This is a genomic window from Acinetobacter sp. FB, assembly GCF_056033405.1.
Genome location: NZ_CM148502.1, coordinates 1,748,332 through 1,761,350, shown reverse-complemented (window position 1 = coordinate 1,761,350; position 13,019 = coordinate 1,748,332). Strand labels below are relative to the sequence as shown.

Genomic DNA, 13,019 nt, shown 5'->3' with positions numbered 1-13,019 from the left:
GAGATCAATGATTATGAATTTTTCTTATATGCCTATCTTAAAGGCTTTACCAAGTGAAATTACTGCGTTAAAGCAATTAGTTGAAGATGATCAGCTGGACGGTGTTATTCCACTAATGGATTTCCCATTAGTGAAGGATCCTACTAAAGATAAAATCCCAAAAAGGCTAGAATCCTCAACAGCACTTATTGAAGATCAACTAGATGAAATCTGTGATAATTTAGCAGGCGTGCTATCGAACAAATATGCATTAATTGATAATTATCGATGGGAACCGAATAGCACTATCGAAACAGGTGAGCTCGTTATTTCAAAAATTATTCATTCATTAATTGAGAATAATGTAAAAGTTATTCCTGTCATAGGTTATGACCGTTGGGAAAATGAGACCTATAAACAATTTTATAAAACTGTTCATTTTGATACAGCCCCATTTTATTGTTTTAGATTAGATAAAACAGCGATTGAGGATAGTGAAGACCCAAGTTATTTTTTAGATAATGTAGATTTAATTCTTAAAGATCTAGTTCTATCTAAAGATAAAGTTGTTATTTTGATTGATGCTGGTTCACTCTTCAATACAGATGAAGATACTGTTTTAGATGATTTTGAACATATTATTAAATTGTTATCCAAAAATGGTTATAGCAAATTTATTACTGCTGGATGTTCTATGCCTACAACAATTGATAAAGCAGCTGCAAAAGATCAAACTAATATTCTCCCAAGAAAAGAAATGAGCTCATGGCAATATATAAAAAGAACCTACGACCAATTAAATATTATTTATGGTGATTATGGTGTGAAACCAGCAGAATCTGCAGAGGGGCCTGCAGGAATAGGTGGTAATGCGAATGCGAAGATTAGATACACCATAGATAAAGCCTTCTATATTGTCAGGGGACATATGGTAAAAGGTGAAGGAAAAAATAAAGAAAAGCAAATTTGGGGTTTAGCAAAAAAAGTTGTTGAATCAAGACACTATATGGGGGAAACATATAGTTTTGGTGATAAAAGAATAAAATTATGCTCTGAGAAAAAGTTTAATGGTGGGCATCCAGAATGGATTGTAAATGATACATGCCACCATGTAGTTTATTGTTTAGATGAAATTCAAACTTATGAAATTACACTTGGCTCAGTAAAATATTTAAAAGTTTAAAAAATGAATAAGGTAAGACAGATTTGTCTTACCTTATTTGAAATCTCGCATATGCCTAACTACAACGCCAATAATTCGAATGTCGTGAGATTTTGAGAAAAGCGTAGGGTAGTCACTATTAAGGGGAATCAGTTCAAATACGTCACGTCCATACTCATCATGGGAAACTACTCTATATTTTTTGAAAGTTGCTTCATGTGAACCATTCTGAGCAATTACAAAACTTCCTGGTTTTGGAGTTATTGATGAGTCGGCTATTAGCATGTCACCCTCTTTGAAATCAGGCTCCATGCTATTACCTTGCACTATTACACTAAAAATTGCTTCGGGGTTTGTACCAATATAATCGGTATATGTATAACTTAGTGGTGTTGCACCATCATATGAGACCTCTTTCCATTGCCCTGCTTGAACATAATCAAAGACAGGAATTTTATGTAAGCCCAAGTCTCTAAACAATATATTAGATAGCTCTTCATCCATAATAATTTGCTTGTTTTTATCGGTTGGGCTGCCTATTCCTGAAGCTAGCCAGTTAGCATTTACACCTAAAAATTTAGAAGCTTTTAAAAGGTTTTCACCTTCCATTGTCCTAGATTTTCCACTTAGCCAATCACTAACAGATGGTGGTTTCACACCCACAGCACGAGCAAGATCAACCCCTTTAATTTTCTTAGGTGGTAATACTTCCATTGCATATCTAAGACGTTCAGCTAATGTTTTCATAATCTGATCCAAATAGTTAGGCAATCCTAACATGAATTAAATTAGGTATTCCTATTGATTAAATATAAGGAATGCCTAATAATTAATTTTGAAAATTAGGAGTTAGACATGACAGACAACCAACTTATTGAAGCTTTGGGTGGATGTAACGCCGTTGCTCGTTTGTTAGGAATAAGACCTTCTTCTGTTAGTGGATGGAAGGCTATTCCAACTGATCGTAAGATTCGTTTGGCGGTAATTGCCGAAGAAAAAGGAATAAGTACACGTAAAGAAATCTTTCCAAATACATATGAAGAAATTTGGATTGAACTTAGAGATCCAATCATTCCAAACAATATTATTAGGCATGCAATCTAATAAAAACGTTCAAAGGAACTCGATATGAACATATTAGATGCTGCTTATAACACTGTGCATGACTACAAAGGCGGGGCATCGGCACTTGCTCCACGAATGGGCATCAAAAGTCCCGCCGTACTCAATAGCAAAGTCAATCCAAACACAGACACCCATCACTTGACGCTACTCGAAGCCTCAAAACTGATGGAACTCACCAACGACTACCGAATACTGCAAAGCCTCAATGCCCAACACGGCAAAGTGGCGATCAACCTGCCTGACATACCCGAAAGCCGAGACACCGCATTAACCGATCTAGTTCTCAGCTTTGGGATGAAAGGCGGAAACGTCTACGCGCTATTTAAAGAAATGATGGCAGATGGACGCATCACACGCGGGGAAGCCTTAGAAATGTCTAGGGTAATCCACCGACTCCACGAAATACTGGCAGAACTCGATACGCAGATCCACCAGTGCGTAGACGACAAGAGGGAAACCCCATGAGCTTAGATGCAACCATTTGGGCGTTTAAGGCTGCGGTCAAAACATCAAGCCAAAGACTCGTCTTACTTGCCTTAGCTGATCGAGCAGGTGACGAACACAAATGCTACCCAAGCCTAAAACGTTTGGAGAAAGACACCGTACTCAACCGTAAAACCATCATCAAAGTTCTAGATGAACTTGAAGAAAGTGCATTCATCAAATTTACGGGTAAAACGACAGGCAATGGAGTCAAAATTTATCAACTGATTGGAGTTGTTGGCCGAGAAGATGACGAGCCAACTAGTACCAAAATTACCACTAGTACCAAAAACGGAACTAGTTCCAATTTAGGTACGGGTTCCAAAAACGGTACTAGTACCAATATTGGCACTGCCAGTAGTACCAAAAACGGTACTGCAACCAGTACCAATATTGGGACACAGAACCTCCCAATGAATCTATCAATAGAATCTAAAAATAAAAAAACGTGGCTTTGCTTGAAAAAACTTCGTGAGGAATTAGCACAAGCCGAACCTGAGCAAAATCCAGATGAGCTGATTCAAGCCAATTGGTTTGAACGAGAGCAAAACGCTTTTGAACGATTCAACGAAACCAAGAACCTCTGCGATGAACTCATGGTCTATCACTTCGCTGACTGGTTGCTGAATGCGAGATTGAAATACGAAAGTCGAGAACAAGCCCAAGTTCCGAAAACTGTGGCGCAGATCCGAGTCCCGCTGAGCGCATCAAACGGGCTGACTGACAAACAGATCAACAGCTTCGCTCAAAAACTCTCCCATCATCCCGAAGTGGCGAGCACGTTTGGTGTACCTGGTGAAAGCTATGAACAACTGGCAGCCCGTATCGCCATCAAACTGAGCGATCCTGAGCAATTTGATTATTGGCTCCCGTTTCTCAAACAAGTTGGGTTTCAAGATTCGAAAAAGGGGGCGGCATGAGACCTCACGGTGCGACACACATCGAGAACGATGGAACATTTTGGCAAAACCACAACGGCACATGGTCATACTGGAGTGACGTGTTTGGTTGGTGCGGATACATCGGTTTGGTGAATCAAATGTTTTTGAATAACAAAAATGAGCTAGGGGCGATGTGATTATGAAAATATTGATCGGGATTGATACTGGTGTGAATACAGGATTCGCTGTAGCTGCTGACCGAGGCAACGGCGGAGAGCTTGAACAGGTGGAAAGTCTATCCATCACACAAGCCATGACCAAAGTGCAAAAAAACATTGAAAAATGGGGAGTCCAAAACGTTTGCTTGTATATCGAAGATGCGAGAAAGCGTACATGGTTTACAGGCGGACGAGAAAAAGCTCAAGGCGTTGGATCTGTAAAACGAGATGCTCAGATTTGGGAAGACTGGTGCAAAGAGCAGGGCTACACCTACAAGATGATTCACCCAGCAGCCAATGCCACCAAAAAGAAGGCTACTGACTTTATCCGAATGACAGGTTGGAAAGGTCGAACCAATGAACATGCGCGTGATGCAGCCATGTTGGTATTTAAAAGATTTGCTAAGTTTTGAGGAATAGAGAATGAATGCTGCAGTAGTAAACCAACATATCTTGCAAAGTGTGGATTGGACTCGATTTGACTTGGAAGGCTGGCTCTACCAGTTTGGTGCTTGGATGTTATCAGCAATGGGTACGTGTGGCCGTATTGTTAATCCGATTGCTATAGCGATGGACAGTGCAGCCAAAGCGAGAAAGTATAAGAAGCTCTCTAAAAAGGAACAGCAACAGATCATTGTTGATTATCTCGCAGGGGACTTTGAACCGCCTAAAATCAAGAACAGTCGTATAAGCTGCCAAATCAATGACAATGAAGCTCGCGCCGTACAGCGATTAATATTAGATATGTTCGGTCAGTCTGAGATCATGGATGATTGGATGGATGCAATTATCGACCGTTACTTTTATGGCAACTCATGGGCTGAGATGGTGACAGGTGAACGCAGTCAGATGGATGCACGTATAGATGTTAAATGTGGTTTGGCTGCGTTGCATTGTCGGTATGGGTTTATTGGGTATTGATAGATTTTATATAAACTAACAATTTGTAAAAAATTCCTAGACAATCAAAATAAAATATTGTGTAATTTACTAGTCACTTAATTCCTTTGATTATATTAAGTTTTTATTGGTAACTGAACGTTCCCACACATTAAATGTTCATAGTCGGGCAAGCACGGCTATAGATCATACATGGAACGGAATTCATTCCGAATAAGAATAAAATTTAATAAAAGGATTAGTATGTTTTTTAATATTAAAAAAAAATTAAGTGACCTGAAAAATTGTTTTGATAGTTTACCTTGGGTGTTAAGGATTTCAATAAATTCATTATTGAGCCATTATGTGGTTCATCCACTTTTAATACTGCTTTGGAATATGATTCAGAATTTTTTCTAAAATAAGACCCAGCCTTGGCTGGGTCTTTCTATTTAATCTGTCTTTGAAATATTAAATTTGATGGCATTTAGATAGTGATCAAGAACAATTAAAGGTTTTATATATAAGCATTTGATAGGTGCAAACTGTGAATCAATAAAAGCATCATTTGATTGATCACGCATTTTAATTTCTTCAAATACCTTTTTATCTCCAGGAAAAATCAGACCATTCTTTAAGGTATAGTCGGAGAATTCAGGCATTTGACTTAGAGCTTTTTCATAAAAAAACTGTTTCACTAGATCTGACCAGCCTGGTGAATTATCAATAGTTGTAGCCTCGTAATACTTTGCATCTAAGACTGTCAATGTTTGAAGATCAGTATCCTTGATCACGATATCAGTGCGCATACCTGATTTCTTTGCTGGCAGTACTTGACCTAGATTATCAATAAATACAGGTTTAGGTAATTTGCTATTAATATCTATGACATTATCAAAGCAATTGGCAAGCATATGTTCCCAAGCAACGTGAAAACGTGTCACGCCGATGATTTGATTCTTTTGATGATTCCCTTTAAGTCCTCGCAAGTACTCGATTAAGGTTTTCAAAAGTAGAGTTTGACGATCAGCAAAGTGATTTCTTATTTCATTTTTCAAAACAGAAATCTGAGTATCAATTGATAAGTTAGTCGCACCATATTGTTTCAGTGAATATGGAACCTTGTGGTTACCTGTAAAAATAAAACCGTAATTTGAATAGACCTGTTTCAGAATGCTCGCATGGATTTTAGTAATTTCAGAATTTGTTGAAGTTCTCTGTTTGCCAAATACATCAAGATAAACAGGATGACCATTACTATCAGGATAAGAAACAGATTTGTTTATGGTTTTGTTCCAATCAGTTTTTCCAGTATTTCTTCGTAAACGAACCTCTTCATTCTTGAAGATCCCATGTTGCTGGAAGTCATGAATTAGATATTTGTACATTTCTAATTTTTCGAAACCTATTTCATCAGCCCCATCTTCAGGATTTCTTATTTGTGTTCGAGACGATTTTGCAAACTTTAAAAGAGCCAACATCAACACAGAACAATAACGTATGGGATCATGCTCAATTTCGATAAGATTGGATTGACGTGGAAAGAAGAAATAATTCTTACCTTGGTAGGTGATAAGGCCACAAAATGATGTCCTTAGTCCATTGATAGAACTTAGTAACCCTTGTGATTGTATATATGTTGCAACAGGAGTCGGCAATGAATGTATTGGACTCCTATCTAAAAAATATATGTTTTTAGAGGCACTAGCTTTCACCAGTAGTATCTTCCACAGTTAAGTCAGTGTTTGAAGTTCCATCTTTGGATTCCTCTGTAGTCTTTTGAGGTTCTTCTTTTATACTGAGTAAAAAGTCATTAGAAAAAACAATTTTGTTATTATTAAATTCTTTAACTAAATCACCAAAAGTTTTAATTTCTGGATTGAATAGAACTGAACGTTCACTATGACGCAGAACATCATCCCAGAGATACATCATGATTTTACCTGTTAATGCATTTTTCGCATTTTCAGGATTGGCAATTTCAATTTTGTTTACGAACCAAGGACCTAAATGTCTGTCTTCAGGAATGGACTCTAATGATAAAATGTCATTAACAGCTTTGGCGAATACTGACCAACTTATAGTTTTCTTTCCTTCTTCTGTGTAAATTTCAAAATTTCCAAGAGGTGGATTTGAGAAGTCGATAGGTTTGTATGTAAATTTCCAACGACGTTTAAATGCAGAGTCTAATGGCATAACAGCTTGATCACTGCTGTTCATCGTTGCATATATGCTCAGATTCTCCGGAATGTAGAGCTTGTTATCATTAAAACTACTAGGAAGCTCTTCTTTGAGTAGTTTCAGTAAATCCTTGTCATTGATATCAATTGAATATTGGCTTCTACCAGTCTCATCTCTATCTAATAATTGAAATAGTTCACCAAAAACTGCTGCAGCTGGAGCACGGTTAATTTCTTCAATGATGAGATAAAAATGATTGCTTGGATCTTTAAGAGCCATAATCAAAGCTTGAATGAAAGGGCCATGTTTGAAACTATATTCAATTCCACCATTTCCCATAGATGGTCTGAGACATCCTACAAAATCGCTATACTGGCTTTCTGGATGAAATACGGTACGGACTGAATTATTTTCATCTGCTAGTTTATCAATTTCATGGCTCTTACCTGTACCTGGTGCGCCGTAGTAGATGATATTTTCACCTTTTAATTCACCATCAGTTGCCGTTGTAATTATTGGTTGATTGACACTAGCTGTATATTGATGAACTTGAGTATTTAGAAATGCTAATGTGTTGTCTAAAAACGGTTCAGTGAGAGGCATTTGTTTTTCAGTATAATCGAGATCATTTACAGCACATAAAACCTTATGAATGACTGAATATAAAGGCAAAGTCTGCACAGTCGAAAGAGCATTTACTACAGGATCAGTTAGGTAATTCGAAAAAGCATCTCGCCATGGCTTCTCAATATAATTCGAGATAACTTCAAATTCACTGAAGTTGTTTTTAATATCTATCAGTGTTTTTTCTAGAGAAAATAAAGAAATTTCAAATTCTTTCTTTTCACCACGCCGCCCAGTATTTGAAAATCTAAGAGATGGCCAACTAGGAACTCTACTTAGATCCATTCCACTTTCATAAGTAGATATTTTGTGAATAAGGTCATCTATTGTATGGATCATTATAAATCCTGTTAATCATGATTGCGCTTTAATGACTATCATGGTTTAATAACCGGGTCAAAAAGCGGATAAGTTATTGTGAAGTACGTTGATTTTGATTCATCTTATATCAGACAAAAAAGAAATAATATGGGGTTATCCCTCAAAGAGTTCGCTTTGCTTCTTGATATGAAAGAGAATGGCGAAAGAACCGTCAGAGGGTGGGAAAGTGGAGAACATGTTCCTACCAAAGCGAAGTGGGAACAAATTATCGCGTTGCCAGACAAAGCGCCGTTCAGAGAGCCACCTGAACAGAAGCATAAATTTACTTTTATTGACCTCTTTGCGGGTATTGGTGGAATCCGTCTACCATTCCAGCAACTCAAAGGTAAATGTGTATTTAGTTCTGAATGGGATAAATTTGCCCAAAAAACCTATGCTGCAAATTTTGGTGAACTACCTTCAGGTGACATTACTCAGATCAAAGCTGTTGATATTCCTGATCATGATATTTTGTTGGGCGGCTTTCCATGTCAGGCATTCTCACAGGCAGGAAAAAGACAAGGTTTCCAAGATACACGAGGAACAATGTTCTTTGAGATCCAACGTATTCTTGTTGAAAAGCGTCCCAAAGCATTTTTGCTTGAGAACGTAAAACAGTTGCAAGGACATGATAAGGGTAGAACCCTAAAAACTATTCTTGAGATTTTGAAAGGTGAATTTGATCAAGAACTAGATTTAGAGGTTTCACTTTCAGATGAAACTAAAAAAGCACTTTCAGAAAAGCTTAACTATTGGGTAGATGTAAAGGTTCTTCGTGCTGCTGATTTTGGGGTGCCTCAGAATCGAGAAAGAATTTTTCTAGTAGGTTTTGACAAAAATTACTTCGGTGAAGAATGTAATTTTGATGAGCTTTTTTGCTGGCCAGTTCCACCTAAAACACAGACTCGATTAGGCGACATTCTTGAAGATGTTGAGAAACTGAAACAAAGCGAAGATGTCTATACAATTTCTGATCGCTTATGGGAAGGACATCAACGCCGTAAAGAAGGTCATGGAATTAAAGGGAATGGGTTTGGTTATACTCTTTATACTGGCGATAGTTCTTATACCAACACTTTAAGTGCTCGATACTATAAAGATGGTTCAGAGATCCTTATTTCTCAGGCAGAGTTAAATAAGAATCCTCGGAAGTTAACCCCTCGTGAGTGCGCAAGACTTCAGGGTTTTCCCGAAAATTATATTGTAGATGCTGTTTCACATGGTCAGATCTATAAGCAATTCGGTAATTCTGTTTGTATGAAAGTAATTGAAGCTGTTGCTGGACAGATGGTCAATTGTTTAGATAAGGCAGAGAAAATAGTCTCAGAAAAACAATTGAAACTATTCTAAGGGCGTAAAATTCTCAAAAGGGCATATCTGTGTTGGATATTGCCCAGTTGTGAAACCCATTCCAGTCCCACCCTGAATAATAGATTCAGCAAGATTATTCTTGAATTTCTTCATACTTATCATTCTCCAACCAACAAATTTCCTTTCCTGCTGATTATTCACTTGTCTTACAAGATAATAAGCATGCCAACCAGTAGTCTGCTCTAATTTAAGTAAATCATTTATTCGACCTAGGTCCATGCCGAAACCTTGTGGAGGCTTTTTACTTAAGTCTTTCTCTTTAATTTCAATAAATGCAAAATTATTATTTTGTGGTGAGAAAATTATCGAATCAATATCGCTTGGTGAGCCTTTCACCTTTGAGAAGCCGATATAACCATCGAAGATTAAACGTTGAACATATAAGTTTAAAATATCGCTATATTCAAATGATTGAAGAGAGTTTATTCCAGAATTATAAGCCTCAACTGGAATTTCATTTGCTTTGCGATTTGGTGTCTTGTCTATAAAAGTGTTAAAGAAATTATTAATATCAATTTGAGAAAAAGAATTACTTTGACTGTCATATTCATAGCAATTCATTGCTGGTACAGGAATTGGAGATGCAGTATTCATGACATCAATTAAAGGCCATTGATTTACTGGGACAGAGTTATCCCATTGAATGAATAACATTCTGTGACATGAAATTAGTGCGATTCTTCTATAGATTTCAATGTAATCATTAGGTGCAGAGTTACATATAGTAAAATAGACAGGTGAAATTAGAGAGTTTGAAACATTTCGATTAGGAACAAAGTATCCACCTGTAAAAATAGGAATATTTGGTCTTCTCGAACGCATCCAAGGTAAAAAATCAAGTTCAGCTACAAATCCTTTAAATCTACTGATATATGCATTCGGCCCTAGGACATTATTTGCAATTAGATGATGTAGAGAGTTCAATATTAATGTTTTATTTTCATGTTCCATACAAAGGCCGTCTTAGTATTTTCTAAACTCAAGAATAGTTCTAAATGTTGAAGTTCGTTGAAAGATAGCCAATTATTATATAAATAACAATCATTAGAATAAATTTGTTTAACTATTGATTTGTTTATAAATGAAAATGAAAACTTGACCCTGTACAAAGGTTATGGCATATTTCTGATATAGTGAGCGAAGTTATATTAATTCACTAAGTTTTTAAAAGCTCATCGAAAGGTGGGCTTTTTTGTTCTGTTAATATATTATTCTTGAGTTCACTATTTAATACACTTTACTTATATCTATGAAAAAATTAATCTTTATCGTGCCTTTGCTATTTGTTGGTTGTGTTCAATTAATTCCAACTGTAAAAAAGACGGGTGAAAACACTTATTTCTTAAAAACTAATGGTAGTGCTTTGGCTTCACCAAATAGATTAACGAATAAATTAAATAAAAAAGCTGATACTTTATGCAAAGGTAAAGGTTATGAAAAATTGAGCGATGACTTGTCATTAAAGAAAAGTATGGCTTATACAACTCAGGCAGGTCCTGTACCTGTTGGGCAAATAACAGCAACATTAAATATTAAATGTAATGACTAAATTAAAAAGCCTCCTTCGGGAGGTTTTTGCCGAACGGATTACGGTGCATGAAGCTCTGCCAACACACTAGTTATTGGCGAGGCTTTATATTTTAGTAATACTTAAGATGTATATTTTATTTTCTAATTATAAGTGTATAGTTTTAAAGTATATTTCATAATTGTTAGATGATCGTTATGACTAAGGTAAGTAAATCTTTGATGAAACCATACTTGAGAGAAAATGATCACCCATTTGTTACTTTAACAACATTCATCAATTATGTTAGTAATAATAAAAATTGGTCTAAGGAAAAAATTCGATCAATTGTGAAAGAAGCCAAGTCTAAAGATAGGCATCATTTATATGTAACTTTAAAGACTTATTTGGACAAAGATTAGTCTATTAGAAATTTGCACCTGAATAGATAAAAGCCACCCTAGCGGTGGTTTTCTTGTTTGGAGGTCCTATGCATCAAAACATTGATATTGAGATACGCAATACTGAACAAGAATTGAATCATTTGGGTAGTTGTACAACGAAAGGATTAACGAATAAAAAAATCGCTCAATTAGATGAGCGATTTTTTTTGGCTATCGAAAAGTTAAAAAGGCTTAAAGTTCGCCGTGATCAGAAATAGTTTCTATCTGAAGCTTCAGATGATATGAGTAAATCTGATAAATATTCAAAATATTGCTTAAATAATCAAACACTTTAGTGCACTAAAATATTTAGATTAATGTGGAGGCAATTTTAAAGCCTCTGCTTATTTGTTATTTGGATCTGGTTGGTCGCTAATTTCAGTTTCTACCGTTTCGACTGGCTGACTTTCAGTAGGTACTTTTACTTCAGAATGCTCATTTGCAGCAGATAAAAAAACATTTTGATTAGTAGTTGTTTTTTGAGAAAAGCTTTTAAAACCTGACATTATTATATTCCTAACTTCATTATTGAGAGTTCATCGTACAGTTTTAATTTACTTACATTAAGGCAGTTGTGAGATAGATTTGTGGATATATGTGCATTGACTGGCTTTAATTACCACATGATATTTCATAAATAAAATCAATTATATATAACTCATTGAGTCTTATCATTTAATGTAAGGAAACACATCATACAAATTTCAAGTGCTGCTACATAAAGTACACATATATATTATTGATGGAAATATATCTAATGCCATTGGTAAAGTACTGTAAAAATTGGTTGAGTCTTAGATGTGAAAAATATAGGTGGTATAAATCATCCGATAAGCATAGTATGAACAATTAGATTGGAGCATATTAATGCTAAAAGACATTACAGTTATTGATTTCCAAGGTAAAGAAAGAAGAGCGCAGGCAAGATATACAGAAGTAAATACTTCAAGAATTAACCAATCAGCAAGAGTTCAAAGTCCCAAAGTTGAATATATTTTGGTAAAAGGCGAATTTATTTACCCAACGTTAGATTTGGTTTTCAATAGTTCCGATGGCAACAGCTATTATATAGAGTAAAACATGACCCACTTCGGTGGGTTTTTTAATGGGTGAGATATATGAATGAAGTCGGATTTGTTATTCAGCAACGCCCATATCCACCCGAATGGATTTTTGCCTTAGACACACCAAACTTTGCACCAGCACCTGAACTATGGCGATGGATAAAGTCTATATTTCTTAATCCTGAACATAAGCTATTCAACCCTGATCATGCACATTTAGGAGCTTTCCACTATCCACAGATCGCCGTGATGTGGGCTAAAGGGGGATTTAAAAAACAAGGTCGCTTTGTCGTTGGCCAAGCTGAAAAGATCATGATCAATGCTGGGGGCTGGAAAAAGGAACGGCAGGAAGAGCAGTTCTATCAATGGTTCAATGATATACCTGAATACCTCATTACGATTGATGCAACCTATGCGCAGCAAGCTAATGATGTTGATTTTTGTGCTTTGATCGAACATGAGCTTTATCACATCGCACATAAGAAAGATGAATGGGGCATCCCATCCTATAACCGTGAAACGGGTAAGCCCAAGTTGACGATACAAGGTCATGATGTTGAAGAGTTCACGGGCGTTGTTCGCCGTTATGGAGCAAATCAGGAAGTTCAAGAAATGGTTAATGCTGCAAATCAACGTCCAAAGGTAGCAAAAGCTGATGTTTATCATGCTTGCGGAACTTGTTATTTAAGAGTGGTTTAGAATTTTTTTTGCCATTCTTCTTAGATGTACTTAGATGGAATGG

Annotated in this window: 17 protein-coding genes; 12 read left to right on the top strand and 5 right to left on the bottom strand. The window is 36.2% G+C overall.

The features are described 5' to 3' along the window. Positions 1-13 precede the first annotated feature (13 nt). Positions 14-1,162 (top strand): beta family protein, encoded by a 1,149-nt coding sequence (locus tag AC0JIQ_RS08235; RefSeq protein ID WP_474201328.1) that lies wholly within the window; start codon positions 14-16, stop codon positions 1,160-1,162. Positions 1,163-1,195: 33 nt separating this feature from the next. On the opposite strand, the gene AC0JIQ_RS08230 is transcribed toward AC0JIQ_RS08235, so the two are convergent. Next, on the bottom strand, positions 1,196-1,888 hold the full coding sequence (locus AC0JIQ_RS08230) for a LexA family protein (protein WP_474201327.1): 693 nt from the start codon (positions 1,886-1,888) through the stop codon (positions 1,196-1,198). A 108-nt stretch (positions 1,889-1,996) separates the two neighbouring features. Here AC0JIQ_RS08230 and AC0JIQ_RS08225 point away from each other — a divergent pair, with 108 nt between their 5' ends. Genes AC0JIQ_RS08225 through AC0JIQ_RS08200 form a run of 6 tightly spaced genes read left to right on the top strand, consistent with a single transcriptional unit; the run spans position 1,997 to position 4,769 of the window. Next, positions 1,997-2,245, top strand: coding sequence for a Cro/CI family transcriptional regulator (locus AC0JIQ_RS08225; protein WP_474201326.1), 249 nt, complete (start codon positions 1,997-1,999; stop codon positions 2,243-2,245). Between the two features lie 24 nt (positions 2,246-2,269). Beyond that, a complete protein-coding gene (locus tag AC0JIQ_RS08220) occupies positions 2,270-2,731 on the top strand; it encodes a phage regulatory CII family protein (protein ID WP_474201325.1) in 462 nt (153 codons plus the stop codon). Further along, entirely contained in the window at positions 2,728-3,669 is a 942-nt protein-coding gene (locus AC0JIQ_RS08215) for a helix-turn-helix domain-containing protein (RefSeq protein ID WP_474201324.1), read from the top strand. The genes AC0JIQ_RS08220 and AC0JIQ_RS08215 overlap by 4 nt, the downstream gene beginning before the upstream one ends. Next, positions 3,666-3,827 (top strand): hypothetical protein, encoded by a 162-nt coding sequence (locus tag AC0JIQ_RS08210; protein ID WP_171249108.1) that lies wholly within the window; start codon positions 3,666-3,668, stop codon positions 3,825-3,827. The genes AC0JIQ_RS08215 and AC0JIQ_RS08210 overlap by 4 nt, the downstream gene beginning before the upstream one ends. Next, the gene (locus tag AC0JIQ_RS08205; RefSeq protein WP_474203240.1) at positions 3,827-4,261 is read left to right on the top strand and encodes a hypothetical protein; all 435 of its coding nucleotides are present in this window, start codon (positions 3,827-3,829) and stop codon (positions 4,259-4,261) included. The genes AC0JIQ_RS08210 and AC0JIQ_RS08205 overlap by 1 nt, the downstream gene beginning before the upstream one ends. A gap of 10 nt (positions 4,262-4,271) precedes the next feature. Then, positions 4,272-4,769, top strand: coding sequence for a hypothetical protein (locus AC0JIQ_RS08200; RefSeq protein WP_474201323.1), 498 nt, complete (start codon positions 4,272-4,274; stop codon positions 4,767-4,769). Positions 4,770-5,179: 410 nt separating this feature from the next. On the opposite strand, the gene AC0JIQ_RS08195 is transcribed toward AC0JIQ_RS08200, so the two are convergent. Both AC0JIQ_RS08195 and AC0JIQ_RS08190 read right to left on the bottom strand, forming a co-directional pair. After that, complete coding sequence (locus AC0JIQ_RS08195; RefSeq protein WP_474201322.1) at positions 5,180-6,442, bottom strand: LlaJI family restriction endonuclease; 1,263 nt, start codon at positions 6,440-6,442, stop codon at positions 5,180-5,182. Continuing rightward, positions 6,432-7,871: an McrB family protein gene (locus AC0JIQ_RS08190; protein ID WP_474201321.1), complete on the bottom strand. Its 1,440-nt coding sequence runs from the start codon at positions 7,869-7,871 to the stop codon at positions 6,432-6,434. The genes AC0JIQ_RS08195 and AC0JIQ_RS08190 overlap by 11 nt, the downstream gene beginning before the upstream one ends. Before the next feature lie 129 nt (positions 7,872-8,000). Here AC0JIQ_RS08190 and dcm point away from each other — a divergent pair, with 129 nt between their 5' ends. After that, the gene (gene dcm / locus AC0JIQ_RS08185) at positions 8,001-9,242 is read left to right on the top strand and encodes a DNA cytosine methyltransferase (RefSeq protein WP_417887071.1); all 1,242 of its coding nucleotides are present in this window, start codon (positions 8,001-8,003) and stop codon (positions 9,240-9,242) included. On the opposite strand, the gene AC0JIQ_RS08180 is transcribed toward dcm, so the two are convergent. Continuing rightward, on the bottom strand, positions 9,234-10,214 hold the full coding sequence (locus AC0JIQ_RS08180) for a hypothetical protein (protein ID WP_474201320.1): 981 nt from the start codon (positions 10,212-10,214) through the stop codon (positions 9,234-9,236). The genes dcm and AC0JIQ_RS08180 overlap by 9 nt on opposite strands. A gap of 298 nt (positions 10,215-10,512) precedes the next feature. Between AC0JIQ_RS08180 and AC0JIQ_RS08175 the strand changes: the two genes are divergently transcribed. Both AC0JIQ_RS08175 and AC0JIQ_RS08170 read left to right on the top strand, forming a co-directional pair. Next, the gene (locus AC0JIQ_RS08175) at positions 10,513-10,812 is read left to right on the top strand and encodes a hypothetical protein (RefSeq protein WP_125299783.1); all 300 of its coding nucleotides are present in this window, start codon (positions 10,513-10,515) and stop codon (positions 10,810-10,812) included. Positions 10,813-11,260: 448 nt separating this feature from the next. Further along, positions 11,261-11,431: an ABC transporter ATP-binding protein gene (locus tag AC0JIQ_RS08170; protein WP_474201319.1), complete on the top strand. Its 171-nt coding sequence runs from the start codon at positions 11,261-11,263 to the stop codon at positions 11,429-11,431. Between the two features lie 126 nt (positions 11,432-11,557). Here AC0JIQ_RS08170 and AC0JIQ_RS08165 read toward each other — a convergent pair whose 3' ends face one another. Beyond that, the gene (locus tag AC0JIQ_RS08165; RefSeq protein WP_474201318.1) at positions 11,558-11,719 is read right to left on the bottom strand and encodes a hypothetical protein; all 162 of its coding nucleotides are present in this window, start codon (positions 11,717-11,719) and stop codon (positions 11,558-11,560) included. A gap of 361 nt (positions 11,720-12,080) precedes the next feature. Here AC0JIQ_RS08165 and AC0JIQ_RS08160 point away from each other — a divergent pair, with 361 nt between their 5' ends. Both AC0JIQ_RS08160 and AC0JIQ_RS08155 read left to right on the top strand, forming a co-directional pair. Continuing rightward, positions 12,081-12,290 carry a hypothetical protein gene (locus AC0JIQ_RS08160; protein WP_241284438.1) on the top strand — a complete coding sequence of 70 codons (210 nt, stop codon included), beginning with the start codon at positions 12,081-12,083 and terminating at the stop codon, positions 12,288-12,290. 41 nt (positions 12,291-12,331) lie between these two features. Then, positions 12,332-12,976 carry a putative metallopeptidase gene (locus tag AC0JIQ_RS08155; protein ID WP_474201317.1) on the top strand — a complete coding sequence of 215 codons (645 nt, stop codon included), beginning with the start codon at positions 12,332-12,334 and terminating at the stop codon, positions 12,974-12,976. Positions 12,977-13,019: the final 43 nt, after the last annotated feature.